At 65.5% G+C, this 14,242-nt stretch carries 14 protein-coding genes and 1 pseudogene; 7 read left to right on the top strand and 8 right to left on the bottom strand.

Going from position 1 to position 14,242, the window contains the following annotated elements; genetic code table 11:
* Positions 1-7 precede the first annotated feature (7 nt).
* The 4 genes from QNI11_RS16730 to uraD are packed head-to-tail and all read right to left on the bottom strand — an operon-like array spanning position 8 to position 3,337.
* Positions 8-1,288 carry a TRAP transporter large permease gene (locus QNI11_RS16730; RefSeq protein WP_283980991.1) on the bottom strand — a complete coding sequence of 427 codons (1,281 nt, stop codon included), beginning with the start codon at positions 1,286-1,288 and terminating at the stop codon, positions 8-10.
* A complete protein-coding gene (locus QNI11_RS16725) occupies positions 1,285-1,764 on the bottom strand; it encodes a TRAP transporter small permease (protein ID WP_283980990.1) in 480 nt (159 codons plus the stop codon). Before QNI11_RS16725 ends, QNI11_RS16730 begins: the two co-directional genes overlap by 4 nt.
* 5 nt (positions 1,765-1,769) lie before the next feature.
* A complete protein-coding gene (locus tag QNI11_RS16720; RefSeq protein ID WP_283980989.1) occupies positions 1,770-2,756 on the bottom strand; it encodes a TRAP transporter substrate-binding protein in 987 nt (328 codons plus the stop codon).
* A complete protein-coding gene (gene uraD, locus QNI11_RS16715; RefSeq protein ID WP_283980988.1) occupies positions 2,753-3,337 on the bottom strand; it encodes a 2-oxo-4-hydroxy-4-carboxy-5-ureidoimidazoline decarboxylase in 585 nt (194 codons plus the stop codon). Before uraD ends, QNI11_RS16720 begins: the two co-directional genes overlap by 4 nt.
* A 105-nt stretch (positions 3,338-3,442) precedes the next feature.
* On the opposite strand from uraD, the gene QNI11_RS16710 reads away from it, so the two are divergent.
* A complete protein-coding gene (locus QNI11_RS16710) occupies positions 3,443-4,375 on the top strand; it encodes a LysR family transcriptional regulator (RefSeq protein ID WP_283980987.1) in 933 nt (310 codons plus the stop codon).
* 10 nt (positions 4,376-4,385) lie between these two features.
* Here the strand turns inward: QNI11_RS16710 and QNI11_RS16705 are convergent, their stop codons facing one another.
* The 3 genes and pseudogenes from QNI11_RS16705 to QNI11_RS16690 form a co-directional block, all read right to left on the bottom strand.
* Positions 4,386-5,216, bottom strand: coding sequence for a sulfite exporter TauE/SafE family protein (locus QNI11_RS16705; protein WP_100929516.1), 831 nt, complete (start codon positions 5,214-5,216; stop codon positions 4,386-4,388).
* Position 5,217: 1 nt separating this feature from the next.
* Positions 5,218-6,087, bottom strand: a pseudogene (locus tag QNI11_RS27740) (NAD(P)-dependent oxidoreductase); the annotation flags it as partial.
* 21 nt (positions 6,088-6,108) lie between these two features.
* Complete coding sequence (locus QNI11_RS16690; RefSeq protein WP_283980981.1) at positions 6,109-6,807, bottom strand: fumarylacetoacetate hydrolase family protein; 699 nt, start codon at positions 6,805-6,807, stop codon at positions 6,109-6,111.
* A 225-nt stretch (positions 6,808-7,032) separates the two neighbouring features.
* Here QNI11_RS16690 and QNI11_RS16685 point away from each other — a divergent pair, with 225 nt between their 5' ends.
* Genes QNI11_RS16685 through QNI11_RS16670 form a run of 4 tightly spaced genes read left to right on the top strand, consistent with a single transcriptional unit; the run spans position 7,033 to position 10,468 of the window.
* Positions 7,033-8,064, top strand: coding sequence for an ABC transporter substrate-binding protein (locus QNI11_RS16685; RefSeq protein WP_100929519.1), 1,032 nt, complete (start codon positions 7,033-7,035; stop codon positions 8,062-8,064).
* Positions 8,064-8,882, top strand: coding sequence for an ABC transporter ATP-binding protein (locus QNI11_RS16680; RefSeq protein ID WP_100929520.1), 819 nt, complete (start codon positions 8,064-8,066; stop codon positions 8,880-8,882). Before QNI11_RS16685 ends, QNI11_RS16680 begins: the two co-directional genes overlap by 1 nt.
* Positions 8,879-9,730 (top strand): ABC transporter permease, encoded by an 852-nt coding sequence (locus QNI11_RS16675; protein WP_100929521.1) that lies wholly within the window; start codon positions 8,879-8,881, stop codon positions 9,728-9,730. The genes QNI11_RS16680 and QNI11_RS16675 overlap by 4 nt, the downstream gene beginning before the upstream one ends.
* A complete protein-coding gene (locus tag QNI11_RS16670; RefSeq protein ID WP_283980979.1) occupies positions 9,731-10,468 on the top strand; it encodes a GntR family transcriptional regulator in 738 nt (245 codons plus the stop codon).
* A 42-nt stretch (positions 10,469-10,510) separates the two neighbouring features.
* Here QNI11_RS16670 and QNI11_RS16665 read toward each other — a convergent pair whose 3' ends face one another.
* The gene (locus tag QNI11_RS16665; RefSeq protein ID WP_100929523.1) at positions 10,511-11,272 is read right to left on the bottom strand and encodes a DeoR/GlpR family DNA-binding transcription regulator; all 762 of its coding nucleotides are present in this window, start codon (positions 11,270-11,272) and stop codon (positions 10,511-10,513) included.
* Between the two features lie 260 nt (positions 11,273-11,532).
* Here QNI11_RS16665 and glpD point away from each other — a divergent pair, with 260 nt between their 5' ends.
* Together glpD and QNI11_RS16655 are read left to right on the top strand one after the other, a co-directional pair.
* The gene (glpD, locus tag QNI11_RS16660) at positions 11,533-13,131 is read left to right on the top strand and encodes a glycerol-3-phosphate dehydrogenase (protein ID WP_283980978.1); all 1,599 of its coding nucleotides are present in this window, start codon (positions 11,533-11,535) and stop codon (positions 13,129-13,131) included.
* A gap of 13 nt (positions 13,132-13,144) precedes the next feature.
* Positions 13,145-14,233 (top strand): ABC transporter ATP-binding protein, encoded by a 1,089-nt coding sequence (locus QNI11_RS16655; RefSeq protein ID WP_283980977.1) that lies wholly within the window; start codon positions 13,145-13,147, stop codon positions 14,231-14,233.
* The last annotated feature ends 9 nt before the right edge of the window (positions 14,234-14,242 follow it).

The following is a 14,242-nucleotide window of genomic DNA, read 5'->3' as shown; positions in this document are numbered from 1 at the left end:
CGGGGCCCTAGTAGCCCATGGCGCGCGGTAGGGCCGTCACCACCCCCGGGAAGATCATGCAGAGGAACAGCACCCCGTACATCGCAGCGATGAAGGGCCAGCTTTCGCGTACCAGTTCCGTCATCTTCACGCCGGTGATGCCACAGACCACGAAGAGGATCACGCCCACCGGCGGCGTCAGCATCCCGATCACGAGGTTCAGCACGAACAGAAAGCCGAAGTGCAGCGGGTCGATGCCGAACTGCAGGGCGATGGGGTGGAACAGGGGCACCAGCATGATGTTGGCGGCGTTCGATTCAAGGAACATGCCCACCACCAGCATCATCAGCGCGACAAGCAGCAGGAAGACCATCGGGCTGTCGGTCAGCCCCTTGATCGCGCCGGCCAGCTTGATGGGCAGCAGGTCGATGGTGAAAAGGAAGGTCACGGTGGAGGCGAAGGCGATCATCGCGCCGACCATGGCCGTGGTCTTGGCGGCGGTCAGCAGCACGCCCGGCAGGTCCGAGACCTTCAGCTTGCCGGTGACGAAGAAGCCGATGACCAGCGCGTAGCACACGCCGATGGCCGCGCCCTCGGTCGGTGTGAAGGCGCCCGCGACGATGCCGCCGATGACGACCACGGGCATCATGAAGACGATGAGCGAGCGGCGCGTCTGGCGCAGGGCGTTGCGGAAGGTGAAACCGTCGCCCACAAGCGGGTAGCCCCGCTTCCACGAGATGAACCAGCAAAGCGCCATCAGCGTCAGGAACAGGATGAGGCCGGGCACGACCCCTGCCATGAACAGCCCGCCGACCGAGACTGTGGACCCCGCCATGAAGGCATAGACGATCATCGCGCCAGACGGCGGGATGATCGGGCCGAGGTTCGCGGCAGCCGCGACCACGCCCGAAGAAAAGCCAAGGCCGTATTGCTTCTTGAGCGAGGGCACCAGGGTCGACGACAGAGCGGAGGCATCCGCCACCGCCGCGCCCGAGACAGAGGCCAGCCCTGCGCCCGCGATGATCGACACCTGCGCCAGCCCGCCGCGCATCCGCCCGATGAAGGCGTTGGCGAAGTCCACCAGCCGGTCCATGATCCCGCCCTTCAGCATCAGCTCTCCGGCGATCATGAAAAGCGGGATGGACATCAGCGGGAAGGAGTTGACCGCGTTCATCATGCGGCTCGGCATGATCGACGGATCGAACCCCGCCAGCCACAGGCCGAACAGCGCGGCACAGCCCAGCGAGAAGGCGAGCGGCATCCCGAGGAACCCCAGGACGAAGAAACAGGCGATGACGGCGAGGCTCATGGCAGGGGGGTGTCCGGGTCGACCGCCATGTGCAGCAGGTGCAGCGCCGAATGCAGCGCGCCCGCGATGACGGGAAAGAAGAAGACGGAGGAGGTGATGTCGATGGCGCCCATCCGCTCGGTCCAGGTGGCGGCGGCAACGTCGAAGGTGGCCCAGGTGACGATCAACAGCATCGCCCCGCCAAGCGCGCTGGTGAAACGGCGGACAAGACGCCGGGGCAGCAAGGGCAGGCGGTCGACCATCAGGTCCACGCCCACATGCGTGCCGTCGCGGATGCCAAGCGGGATGGCGAGGAAAATGGTGGTGACGAAGGCGAGGCGCGACACCTCGTCCGCCCAGTCGAAGGAGGCGTTGAAGCCGTAGCGCATGACCACCTGTGCGGTGACCACGCAGACCATGATGGCTGCCGCGAGGATCGCGACAAGGCGCGCGCCACTGTCGGCGCGCGCAAGGATCGAGGGAACGATCGTCTTCATCGGTGTCAGTTCGAGACGCCGGAGGTCTGGGCGTCCAGCAGTTCCACCAGTTCCGGGTCGAGGCGGGCCTTCGTCTCGGCGGCGACGCCTGCCACGGTTTCGCGCAGGGCGGCCGCCAGTTCCGGGGAAACCTCGGTGTAGGTCATGCCCATCTCGACGATCTTGTCGAGCGCGGCCCCGTCCTGCTCGGCGGCCAGCACGCGCTGCTCGGCCACGGCGGCGTCCATCGCCTCGGTCACCCAGCCCTGCTTTTCCTCGGAGAGGCCGTCGAACCATTTCTTGTTGGCCACGACCGAGATGAAGTCGAAGAAGTGCCCGGTGTTGGAGACGTATTCCTGCACTTCCGGGTAACCGGCGACCTGGATGATGGAGAACGGGTTTTCCTGTCCGTCGATCACCTTCTGCTCGAGCGCGGAGTAAAGCTCGTTCACGTCCATCGCCAGCGGGTTCGCCCCCAGCGCGCGGAAGGTGGCAAGGTGCGTCTCGTTCGGCTGAAGGCGGATCTTCAGCCCGGCGATGTCCTCCAGCGTCTCGATCGGGCGGACGGAGTTCGTGAGCTGGCGGAAGCCGAGCTCCATGTAGCCGAGCGACATGATGTCCTGCGCGGCCAGCTTCTCGTCCAGCGCGTCGCCCACAGGGCCGTCGACCACGGCAAAGGCGTCTTCGCGGGTCTCGAACTGGAAGGGCAGGCCGACGATTTCCAGCTCGGGCACGGTGCGGGTCAGGTAGGCGGTGCCGACCCAGATGATCTCGACCGCGCCCAGCTTCACCGCCTGCACGTTCTCGGCCGCGCCGCCCAGCTGACGGGCGGGGAAGAGGTTCACGTCGAACTCGCCGCCCGACAGCTCGGCCAGCTTCTCGGCGAAGGTCTCCATCGCGACGGAGGAAGAGTGATCGGTGGCAAAGTTGCCCGCGACGCGGATGGTGTCGGCCTGCGCCGCGGCGGCAAGGGCGAGGACGGAGGTGGCAAGGGCGAAGATCTGGCGTTTCATTGGGAGTTCTCCTGCGTTTCTGTTTCCGGGAGGGAGGTTGAGGGATCGTTCCGGGTCGTCTGGTCCGCCGCGCCGAAGGCATTGCGGCAGCGCGACCGGATCACCGAAGCGATCTCGGCCAGCGTGGTGGTATGTTCCTCGAGGTGGGTCGCCTTCAGGCGCCGTTCGAAGATCGTGAAAAGCGTCGCGCGGTCCGGCACCCGGTGCAGCGCGATGATGAACGGATGTCCGAAGCACGCGCGGTAGGCGGCGTTCAGCGCCTCGAGGCGCCGGGCCTCGTAGCCGGGCAATCCGATCAGGCCAAGCCGCCCTTGTTCAGAGGTGCTTTCGGCGGTCATGCGGCCCTCGGTAGCCTCGGTGCCCGACAGTTCGGGATGCACGTTGAACAGCGCCAGCTGCTGCTCCGGAGAGGCGGTCAGGATGACCTCCACCAGCGCCTCGGCAAGCGCCTCGTCAGAGGCGAAGGGGCGCAGGTCGACGGCGGCCTCGGCCACCCAGGGCGAGCGTTCGACAAGGGGCGCAATGGCCGCAAGTGCCTGTTCGCGCCGAACCGTGTTCAGCGTGTTGAGAGCGGGTGTCATGAAGATGTCCGTTGTTTCCTGACACCGACGTTAGAAGATTCGCGGCGTTGCTTTCCATAATATAAAAAGCCACACTCCATTCGAAAAATTAGGATAGGCGTGACAATGTCCCTGCACCTCGTGCCCCGCGTCCTGCGCTACGTCGAAGCGGTGGCAGAGAACGGCTCGATCCAGGCGGCGTCGCGGGCGCTCGGCATTTCCGCGTCGGCCATCGACCGGCAGATCAAGCTGTTGGAGGACCGGCTGGACCTGCAGCTTTTCGACCGCCAGAGCACGGGGATGGAGACGACGGCGGCGGGCGAGATGTTCATCGTCCTGTCGCGGCGCTGGCGGGCGGATGAGAACGCCATCCTGTCGGACGTGAAGCAGATGCAGGGGATCGACCTAGGGCTTGTCCGGCTGGCGACGATGGACAGCCTCGCCAACGGGCCTTTGCCGCGCATCCTGGCCGCCATCGCCGAGGAGTTTCCAAGGGTGCAGGTCGAGGTGGAGATCATGACCCCCGACGATGCGGTGGCGGCCGTAGTCGACGGGTTGGCGGACCTTGTGCTTGGGTTCAACCTGCGTCCGACGCGGGACCTGCACATCCTGTGGTCGGCCGACCTGCCGCTGGTCTGTGTCTGCGCGCCGGATCATCCGGCGGCGTCACGCGCGTCGATCCAGATCAAGGAGGTGCGGGCCTATCCGCTGGTGGTGCAAAGCCGCGCGCTCGCCATCCGCCGGATGCTGGAGGCGCGCCATACCTGGCTCTTCGCCGACGCGCAGCCGCCGGTGGTCACCAATTCGCTGCAACTGCTGAAACAGCTCGTGGGAGCAGGCACGCACCTCGCGCTGACGTCGCAACTGGACGCGGCGGCGGAACTGACGAGCGGAAGGATGGTGGCCATACCGATCTCCGACGCGCAGGTCCGCAGCCAGTCGATCAGCCTCGCGCTCAGCGTGAAACGCACCCTGCCACGGATCTGCACCACCGTGTCCAAGGTCATGATGCGCGAGATCAGCGCTTGCGTCGAAGAGGTCACGGCGCGGACGCCGTGACCCGCAGCGGTCAGGCAAACAGCGCGTAGAGGAAGCGCAACGCGACCAGCGCAAGGAAAGTGCCGAAGGCCAGTTCGAGCGAGCGCCGCTCCATCCGGTGGGCCATGGCAACGCCGAAACGGGTGGTCAGCAGCGATGTCGGAATGGTGAGCGCGAAGGCGGCGAGCGAGACGAAGCCCAGCGATGCGGGCGGCAGGCCCTCCTTGCCCATCCCCGCAAGGATGTAGCCGATGGTCCCCGGAATGGCGATCAGCACGCCCACGCCCGCAGAGGTCGAGACCGCGCGATGGATCGGCACGCCGTGCAGCGTGAGGAACAGGTTCGACACCGCACCGCCGCCGATCCCCATGATCGCCGAGACGAGGCCGATGCCGCCACCGCCCAGCCGCATGACCAATGGCCCGGGCAGCGTGTCGCGCAGTTGCCAGCTCTTGCCCTTGCGCAAAAGCTTCACCGCGTTGACGGTGGCGATGATCACGAAGACGGCCTGGAAGACCTCCGGTGCGGCATAGCGCGCGATGAAGGAGCCGAGCATCACGCCGATCAGGACCGGCACCGCCCATGTCTTCAGGATCGCCATGTCGAGGGTGCCCTTCGCGTTGTGAGCTCGGGCCGAGACGATGGAGGTGGGGATGATGACGGCCAGCGAGGTGCCAACGGCGACGGGCATAGCGACCTCGGGCGGATACCCGAGCACGCCGAAGATCTCGTAGAAGACGGGGACGGAGATCGCCCCGCCGCCGACGCCGAAGAGACCGGCCAGGAAACCTATGGCGGCGCCCGCCAGAACGAGCGCCGCCGCAATCTCTATCAGTACTGTTTGGTTGGCTAGTATGTCCAAGTCACCGGTCCAGAAGGAATTTCGTCAGGCTCGCGCCGTCGCAGCCGCCGAGGCCCGCCGCAATTGCCTTCTCGTAGCCCGCGCGCGTGGCCTCCGACAAGGGCATTGGCCTGTCCTTGAGCGCGGCGTGTTGAAGCGCCAGCCCGAGGTCCTTCATCAACCCGTTCAGGTCGAAGGTGCCCGGCTGGTCCGTGCCGTTCAGCGTGTCGACAACCACCTGCGCGCGGTTCTTCAGGACGGCCGGCCCTGCGGAACTGTCCGCGATCATCGAGATGGCGACGTCGTTCGGGATGCCGCTGTCCTCCAGCAGGGTCAGCGCCTCGGCCAGTGTCTTCCAATACATCGCGAGGGGCAGGTTTACCGCCAGCTTCATGTGCGCGCCGGAGCCTGCGGGGCCGAGATGCTCCACCCGCTTGCAGAGCTGCTCCATGATCGGTTTCGCCTTGGCAAAGCCCGCCTCCGTACCGCCCGCCATGCCCAGAAGCTGGCCCTTCAACGCCGGTCCCACGGTGCCGCCGACCGGGCAGTCCACGTAGTCCGCACCGGCGGCGGTGAAGGTTTCGGCGATGCGCCGGGTGTCGTCCGGCAGCAGGGTGGAGGTGTCGATGACCAGGTGGCCCGACAGGCCGCCCGCGCAAAGCTGCTCGGCAACTGCGCCGACTGCATCCGCGTCGGTCAGTGACAGCAGGATCGCGTCGCTGCCCTTGAGCGCGTCCAGCGTTTCGGCCACTTCCGCCCCGGCATCGGAAGCGGCCGCCGTGTTTTCCGCGGTCCGGTTCCAGACCACGACGTCGTTGCCGGTTTCGAGAAGCCGTCTGGCGAAGGCCGTGCCCATGCGCCCGGTTCCGATGATCGCGATTTTCGCCATGACAGTCTCCTTTCCGGTTTCGGTTCAGGCGGCGGGGCCGCCGATCGTCACCTTCATCGGCTCCAGCCCGTCGACCGAGCATTCCAGCACGTCGCCGGACACCACGGCGCCGACACCTGCGGGCGTGCCCGTCATGATGATGTCGCCCGCTTTCAGCTCATGCTGCTCGGAGAGCTTCGAGATGATCTCGTCGATCTTCCAGATCAGCAGGGAGATGTCGGCATCCTGACGCGTCTCGCCGTTCACCTTCAGTTTCACGTGGCCGGAGGTCATGACGCCGGTGTCCTCCACGCGGGTGACCGGACCCACTGGCGCGGACTTGTCGAAGGCCTTGGTGACTTCCCACGGCAGGCCCTTGGCCAGCGCCTCGGCCTGGTGGTCGCGGCGGGTCATGTCGAGGCCCACGGCATAGCCGAAGATGTGGCCCGAGGCGTCCTTCTCCGCGATGTTGTAGCCGCCGGATTTCAGCGCCACGACCAGCTCGGTCTCGTAATGGAAGTTGGTGGTGAACACCGGGTAGGGGATTTCCCCGCCGTTCCGGACGATCGCATCCCGCGGCTTCATGAAGATCACCGGCGGGTCCCGCTCGTCGGCGTTCATCTCGATGATATGCGCCACGTAGTTCTTGCCGATGCAGTAGATGCGGCGCACCGGGAATTTCTCTTCCGACCCGGTGATGTCGAGATACGCCTCCTCTGGGGGCGAAACGGCGAAAGTGGTCATGGACGTCCTCCTCGTACCCTGCGCTGCCGACGCCGCGAAAGGCGGCCGGCGACTCGCGCTTGTCTCAGGATTCAGCGGATGCCGCTCCAGTTCAAGATAATAAACCGGCATTCGAGACGTTTTTTATAATATTTTGAGATGGGGATAGAATCATATAACCTCAAATCTGGCTGGTCCGCGCGAATCCATCGATGCGGAGAACAGCCGACTGGGAGGAGAAAACTGATGACCAAAAGACGTCACATCACCCGCCGCGGATTCGGCCAGCTTGCGCTTGGCAGTGCGACCGTCGCGGCCCTTGGCACCCCCGCCATCGTCCGGGCGCAGACCGCGATCACCTTTGCCGTGCCGAACCCGTCGGCGCTGACCTGGCTGCCCTACTGGGTCGCCGTGGGGGAGGGCTACTTCGAGGAGGAAGGCTTTACCCCGACGCTCGAGGCCATCGACGGATCGTCCGCCGTGCTGCAGGCGATGACCGCCGGTCAGGCGCATGTCGGCGCCCCCGGACCGGGGCCGACGCTCGGTGCGCGGTCCCGCGGCGTCGACGTGAAGTTCCTGTACAACCTCTATCCGAAGTCGGTCTTCGGCCTTCTGGTCAAGGAAGACAGCACCTTCCAGACGCCCGAGGACCTGAAGGGCACGGTGATCGGTGTCGGCACGGCGGACGGGGCGGAGGTCTCCTTCACCAGCGCCATCATGGCCGATCTGGGCATGACGCCGGGCGAGGACTTCACCTACCTGCCGGTCGGTGACGGCGGCACGGCTGCGGTGGCGTTCCTGCGGGACGAGGTCAACTCCTACGCGGGCGCGGTGTCGGATGCGGCCATCCTCGCGGCGCGCGGCCTGAACCTGCGCGAGATCACCCCTGAGGAATACCTGGGTTTCTTCGGCAACGGCATCGCCATGCTCGAAAGCCAGATGGCGGAAATGCCGGAACTGGCACCGGCCTTCGGTCGGGCACTGGTGCGCGGCACCGTCTTCGCCTCGGACCCGGCCAACAAGGAAACCTGCCTTGCGCACTGCGCCGCGGGCAACCCGCAGGAGGCCGAGCAGGAATACGCTTCCTCGCTGTTCGACGGCGTGGTGGACCGGATGACACCCACGGACGCCTTCATCGACAAGGGCTACGGCTACCAGCCGCCGGAGCACTGGCAGGCGATCCACGATTCCGCCGTCGCCTCGGGCGCCCTGTCCGAGCCGCTGGAGGACCTGTCGGCGGTCTACACCAACGAGTTCGTGCCGGTCTGGAACTCCTGATGCCAATGGCCGAGCCTCGCCCGATCCGACCGGACCTTACCGTTCACCAGACCCAGCCGGTCTATCAGATCGAACGGTTGTCGAAGACGTATGCCAGCAACAGCGTGACGGCACTCTCCGATGTGTTTCTTCAGATTCACAAGGGGGAGTTCGTTTCCGTGATCGGCTCGTCCGGTTGCGGGAAGTCGACACTCCTCAAGATCATGGCGGGGCTCGTGCCCCCTACCACGGGCCGCGTCGTTCTCGACGGGCGGCCCGTGCTCGGGCCCCGGCCCGACATCGGCATGATGTTCCAGCAGGCGACCCTGCTGCCTTGGAAGACCACGATCGAGAACATCGTGCTGCCGATCGAGATCCGCGAGGGCAGGGGCGCCGCAAAAGCCGCCCGCGCCCGCGCCATGGACCTGCTCGAACTGGTGGGCCTCGGCGACTTCGCGGATGTCTATCCCGGCGAATTGTCCGGCGGCATGGCGCAGCGCGCCTCGATCTGCCGGATGCTGGTGGCCGATCCGGCGATGCTCCTGCTCGACGAGCCGTTCTCCGCGCTGGACGAACTCACTCGGGACTTCATGAACATGGAGCTGCAGCGCATCTGCCAGGAAAGGGGCGCGACCGCGTTCCTTGTCACGCACTCGCTCGACGAGGCGGTGATCCTGTCGGACCGCATCCTCGTCATGGCGGCGCGGCCCGGACGCGTGATGGAGGACGTGCGCATCGACCTGCCGCGCCCCCGGACGCTCGAAATGATCAACACGCCGAGGTTCGGCGAGATCGTCGCCCATATCCGCGAACTCCTCGGGAAGGAGGCCCACGAATGACCGACACCACCAACGCCTACCAGCTGGAAGACACCGTCTGGGAAGAACGCGAAGCCTTCATCGACCGCATCCCGCGCTGGGTGGCGATGACCTTCCTCTTTGTTCTGGTGGTCGGCATCTGGGACATCGTTACCCGCATGGGCTGGGTCTCTGCCATTATCCTGCCGACGCCTGCCGAAACCCTCGCGGACCTGGGCTTTGTCGGCGAGAACCTCCTGAGCGGCGGCTACATGCTCGAGGCGCTCTGGACCACGACGCGCACCGTCTTCTACGGCTTTGCCATCGCGGTGAGCATCGGGTTTTCGCTGGGCGTCCTTGTCGGCGAGACGAAGTTCGGCGAGCGCGCGGTGATGCCCTACCTCGTCGCCATCGACACCATGCCGAAGGTCGCCTTCGCGCCGCTGTTCATTGCCTGGCTCGGTTTCGACATCGCCTCGAAGGTCGCGCTGGCCGCCTTCATCGCGACATTTCCGATTGTGGTCGCGACGGCCGCTGGCCTATATGCGGCAACCGACAACGAACGGATGCTCTTCAAGTCCATGGGCGCAAGCCGCATACAGACCCTCATCCGGCTGAAGCTGCCGACCGGTCTTCCCTACATCTTCACCGGCCTCAAGATCGCGGCCGTGGGTGTCATGGCGGGGGCGATCACCGGCGAGTTCCTGGGCGGCGGCAAGGGCTTCGGCGCGCTGATCCGGCAATCGGCCAGCCAGCTCGATACGCCGCGGGTCTTCGCGCTGATCCTCTATCTCAGCCTTCTCGGCCTCGCGCTCTACTTCACCGTGGTCTGGATGCAACGCTACTTCGTCTTCTGGAACAAGTCGTCCAAGCCCGGAGGTATCGGCTGAATGAGCGCACAGGAGGGAAAGGCACACGACGTCAGGAACCTGTCGGAACAGGCCTATGACCTGGTCCGCCGCGATATCCTGAACGGAGAACTTTTCCCCAACGACAAGATCCAGGTGGATGTGCTGTCGTCGCGCTACGGCATCGGCTCCGTGCCGCTGCGCGAGGCGCTCAACCGCCTGTCCTCGGAGGGGCTGGTGGAGCGCAAGAGCCACCGGGGGTTCTTCGTCACCGCGATCTCGATGGCCAACCTCGAGGAACTGGTGAAGACGCGGATCTGGCTGGAGACGCTGGCCCTGCGGGAGTCGATGGCCAACGGCGACGAGGCCTGGGAAGAGGCGCTGGTCGTCAGCTGTCACCGGCTGACCCGCACCCATCGCCGCCTTCCGGCGGAGGCCGGGCGCGAAGCGGCGGAGGAATGGGAGGAGCGTCACAAGGAGTTCCACCTGCTCCTGCTGTCGCACTGCGAGTCGTCCTGGCTGCTGAACTTCTGTTCGACGATGATGGATCAGGCGGTGCGCTACCGGAACCTGTCGATGAACTCCAACCCCAGCCGCGCGCGGCGCGAAGGTGCGGCCGCCGAACATCAGGCGCTTCTGGACGCGGTGCTGGAGCACGATCCGGACCGGGCCTGCGACCTCCTGGCCGACCACTACCGGACCACGCTCAGCGGCCTGCGCCACGTCATTCCGGACGAGCGCGAGGATGTGATCGGGCTGGCCGCGAAATCCGCCAACTGAACGAGTTGAACGCCCGGCAGCGGGGCAGGGCAGCCCGTCGCGTCACTTTGGCGTGACGACGCGTGTGCCCCATGTCTTGCACTGCGCGGCAAGGCTTGGCGGCAGGGGCTTGTCGGTAAAGAACGCATCCACGTCCGACAGGGAGGCGATGCGCGCCGGGGCCGTCCGGGCGAACTTGGTCTGGTCCGCCACGAGGAACGTCTTGCGCGAATGGCGCAGGATGGCCTGGTTCACGCTGACCTCCTGAATGTCGAAATCCAAGAGGTCGCCGTCGCGGTCCAGCGCCGAACAGCCGATCACCGCCAGGTCGAACTTGAACTGACGGATGGTCTCTGCCGCCAGGTTGCCCACCAGACCACCATCGGCGCGGCGCAACTGGCCGCCGGTCAGGAAGATCTCGCACCGCGGGTTTGCGGCAAGGATGTTGGCCACGTTCATGTTGTTGGTGACGACCATCAGGTTCTCGTGATGGAGCAATTCCTCCGCCACGGCTTCGGTCGAGGTGCCGATGCTCAGAAACAGCGAGATGGCGTTGGGCACCTGTTCGGCGCAGGCCAGCGCGATGGCGCGCTTGGCCTCGCGGTTGAGCGACCGCCGTTCGCCGTATTCGATGTTGGTCGTCCCCGAGGGCAGGACCGCGCCGCCGTGCACCCGTTCCAGCCGCCCGGCTTCGGCGAGGTCGGTCAGGTCGCGGCGGATGGTCTGCAGGGTCACGCCGAAATGCGCGGCCAGCCCGTCCACGGTGACCTTGCCGTCGCGACGGACGATGTCGAGAATCTCCGGATGGCGGAATGTTTGGGACACGTTCGTTTCTTTCGAATGGCAACTTCGCGGCCTGCCTGACCATCGGCAGACGCTTCCGGAAACGTCGCCTCAAACGCGCAATTTCGCAACCTTCAACCTTCGTTTTGTAGCGGTCCATCTGCGCGCCGGACAGGGCCGTGATGGTAAGTCCTTGGACAGTCAAAGAATTTCAAAACGAACAAAAGCGAAAGAAAACGCTTGCATGGTGTGCGCTTTGTGAACATAAATGATGAAGATACGCGCATTAGGGGAGGAATCGCGTGACGCAGACCGCAGCCGATACGGTTACCGATCTTTTCATCATCGGTGGCGGCATCAACGGATGCGGCATCGCACGCGATGCCACGGGCCGCGGCCTGTCTGTGACCCTGGCGGAGATGAACGATCTCGCCTCTGCCACGTCCTCGTCTTCCACCAAGCTGTTCCACGGCGGTCTGCGTTACCTCGAGTACTTCGAGTTCCGCCTGGTCCGCGAAGCCCTGATCGAGCGCGAGGTGCTGCTGAGCGCCATGCCGCACATCAGCTGGCCGATGCGGTTCGTGCTGCCCTACCACAAGGACATGCGCTTCGAGTCGGAGACGCCGACATCGAAGCTGCTCAGCCTGTTCATGCCGTGGATGAAGGGCCGCCGCCCGGCGTGGCTGATCCGGCTGGGCCTGTTCATGTACGACAATCTGGGTGGCCGTAAGATCCTGCCGGGCACCTCGACCGTCGACCTGCGCTCCGCCCCCGAGGGCGCGCCGCTGGAGGACCGTTTCGAGAAGGCCTACGAATACTCCGACTGCTGGATCGAGGATTCCCGGCTGGTCGTGCTGAACGCCCGCGACGCGGCGGCGCGCGGCGCAGAGATCCTGACCCGGACCAAGGTCCAGTCGGCCCGCAGCGAGGACGGTCTCTGGCATATCGAGACGGTCAATGCCGAAACGGGCGAGACGCGGGCGCACAAGGCCCGCATGCTGGTGAACGCGGGCGGGCCCTGGGTTGGCGACATCATCCAGACCAAGGTGCGGGTGAATTCGCGCGAGGGCGTCCGCCTCGTGCGCGGCAGCCACATCGTCACCAGGCGTCTCTACGACCATGACAAGTGCTATTTCTTCCAGGGCACGGACGGGCGGATCATCTTCTCGATCCCCTACGAGACCGACTTTACCCTGATCGGCACCACCGATGCCGAGCACGAAGATCCGTCGGTGAAGCCGGAATGCACCCCGGAAGAACGCCGCTACCTGATCGACTTCGCCAACCACTACTTCCGCAAGGACCTGACGGACGACGACGTGGTCTGGACCTATTCCGGCGTGCGTCCGCTCTATGACGACGGGGCCAGCAGCGCCACGGCGGCGACGCGGGATTACACGCTGAAGGTCGACACCAGCACCGGCGCGCCGATGCTCAACATCTTCGGCGGCAAGATCACCACCTATCGCCGCCTCGCTGAAAGCGCGCTCGAGAAGATCGGCGCGGAACTGACGGTGACAAAAGGCGCATGGACGGCGGGCGTTCCGCTGCCGGGCGGGGATTTCCCGGTAACGGGCGTGGCGGACCAGATCGGCGCGCTGAAGGCGAAATATCCCTTCCTGACCGACTTCTGGGCGAAGCGCCTTGTCCGGGCCTACGGCACCGAAGCCGCAAAGGTCCTCGGCGACGCGAAGGCGGCCACGGACCTTGGCCGCGACTTCGGCGCTACGATGACCGAGGCGGAAGTGAACTGGCTGATGGACCGCGAATTTGCCCGCACCGCCGAAGACGTGGTCTGGCGCCGAAACAAGCTGGGGCTCCGGCTGGATCGCGTGCAGATCGAGGAACTGAACACATGGATGACGCAGAACCGGCGCGGCGCCTCTGCGGCGGCCGAATGACGAGGAGGACCGGATGACGCTGGAACTGAAGGGCGTGTCCAAGATCGTGGAGGGGCAGACGCACATCTACCCCACCGATCTGACGTTGGAAAAGGGCACGATGAACGTCCTTCTGGGGCCGACGCTTTCGGGCAAGACGTCTCTGATGCGGCTGATGGCCGGGCTCGATGTGCCGGCCACCGGCAAGGTGTTCTGGAACGGCGAGGACGTGACCGGGCAACGCGTGCAGGACCGCAAGGTCGCCATGGTCTACCAGCAGTTCATCAACTACCCGTCGATGACCGTCTACGACAACATCGCGTCCCCGATGAAGCTGATGGGGGCCGACAAGGCCGAGATCGACCGCCGCGTGCGCGAGACCGCCGAGATGATGAAGCTCGGCCCGATGCTCGACCGCAAGCCGCTGGAACTGTCCGGCGGGCAGCAGCAGCGCTGCGCCCTGGCGCGGGCCCTGGTCAAGAACGCCGGGCTGGTGCTGCTGGACGAACCGCTGGCCAACCTCGACTACAAGCTGCGCGAGGAATTGCGCGTCGAGATCCCGAAGATCTTCGAGGCATCGGGCAGCATCTTCGTCTACGCCACGACGGAACCGGAAGAGGCGCTGCTGCTGGGCGGCCACGTCGCGACGCTCTGGGAAGGGCGGATCACGCAGTTCGGCCCGACCCCCTCGGTCTATCGCCAGCCGGTCGACGCGACGACGGCGCGGGTGTTCAGCGATCCGCCGATGAACTTCCTGCAGATCACCAAGACCGGCAACCAGATCGCGTTCGGCGACGGTCAGACCGCACCGGCCACGGGCCAGATCGCGACGTTGGCCGATGGCCGATACACGGCGGGTTTCCGGCCCAACCACCTCGAAATCATGCGTCATGCCACCGAAGCCATCGAGTTCAAGGCGACGCTCGGCGTGACCGAACTGACCGGATCGGAGACCTTCGTGCACCTCGACCACCACGGCGAGCGCTGGGTCGGCCTGATCCACGGCGTTCACCACCTGTCGCTTGGCGAGGAACTGAGCGTCTGGCTCGACCCGCGCCACATCTACATCTTCGGCGAAGACGGCAATCTCGTAGCACCCGCCGCCTACGCGCTGGCAGCCTGAGGGAGGGGA

Origin of the sequence: Sagittula sp. MA-2 (assembly GCF_030126985.1) — a bacterium.
GTDB lineage: Bacteria > Pseudomonadota > Alphaproteobacteria > Rhodobacterales > Rhodobacteraceae > Sagittula.
Note: the sequence above shows the minus strand (reverse complement) of the source record. Positions and strands in the feature narration are given on the sequence as shown.

Coding starts and splice junctions, on each gene's coding strand:
- QNI11_RS16710 (WP_283980987.1), top strand. CDS start 3,443: ATGTCCCTGCACCTCGTGCCCCGCGTCCTGCGCTACGTCGAAGCGGTG.
- QNI11_RS16685 (WP_100929519.1), top strand. CDS start 7,033: ATGACCAAAAGACGTCACATCACCCGCCGCGGATTCGGCCAGCTTGCG.
- QNI11_RS16725 (WP_283980990.1), bottom strand. CDS start 1,764: ATGAAGACGATCGTTCCCTCGATCCTTGCGCGCGCCGACAGTGGCGCG.
- QNI11_RS16730 (WP_283980991.1), bottom strand. CDS start 1,288: ATGAGCCTCGCCGTCATCGCCTGTTTCTTCGTCCTGGGGTTCCTCGGG.
- QNI11_RS16670 (WP_283980979.1), top strand. CDS start 9,731: ATGAGCGCACAGGAGGGAAAGGCACACGACGTCAGGAACCTGTCGGAA.
- uraD (WP_283980988.1), bottom strand. CDS start 3,337: ATGACACCCGCTCTCAACACGCTGAACACGGTTCGGCGCGAACAGGCA.
- QNI11_RS16680 (WP_100929520.1), top strand. CDS start 8,064: ATGCCAATGGCCGAGCCTCGCCCGATCCGACCGGACCTTACCGTTCAC.
- QNI11_RS16675 (WP_100929521.1), top strand. CDS start 8,879: ATGACCGACACCACCAACGCCTACCAGCTGGAAGACACCGTCTGGGAA.
- QNI11_RS16655 (WP_283980977.1), top strand. CDS start 13,145: ATGACGCTGGAACTGAAGGGCGTGTCCAAGATCGTGGAGGGGCAGACG.
- QNI11_RS16690 (WP_283980981.1), bottom strand. CDS start 6,807: ATGACCACTTTCGCCGTTTCGCCCCCAGAGGAGGCGTATCTCGACATC.
- QNI11_RS16720 (WP_283980989.1), bottom strand. CDS start 2,756: ATGAAACGCCAGATCTTCGCCCTTGCCACCTCCGTCCTCGCCCTTGCC.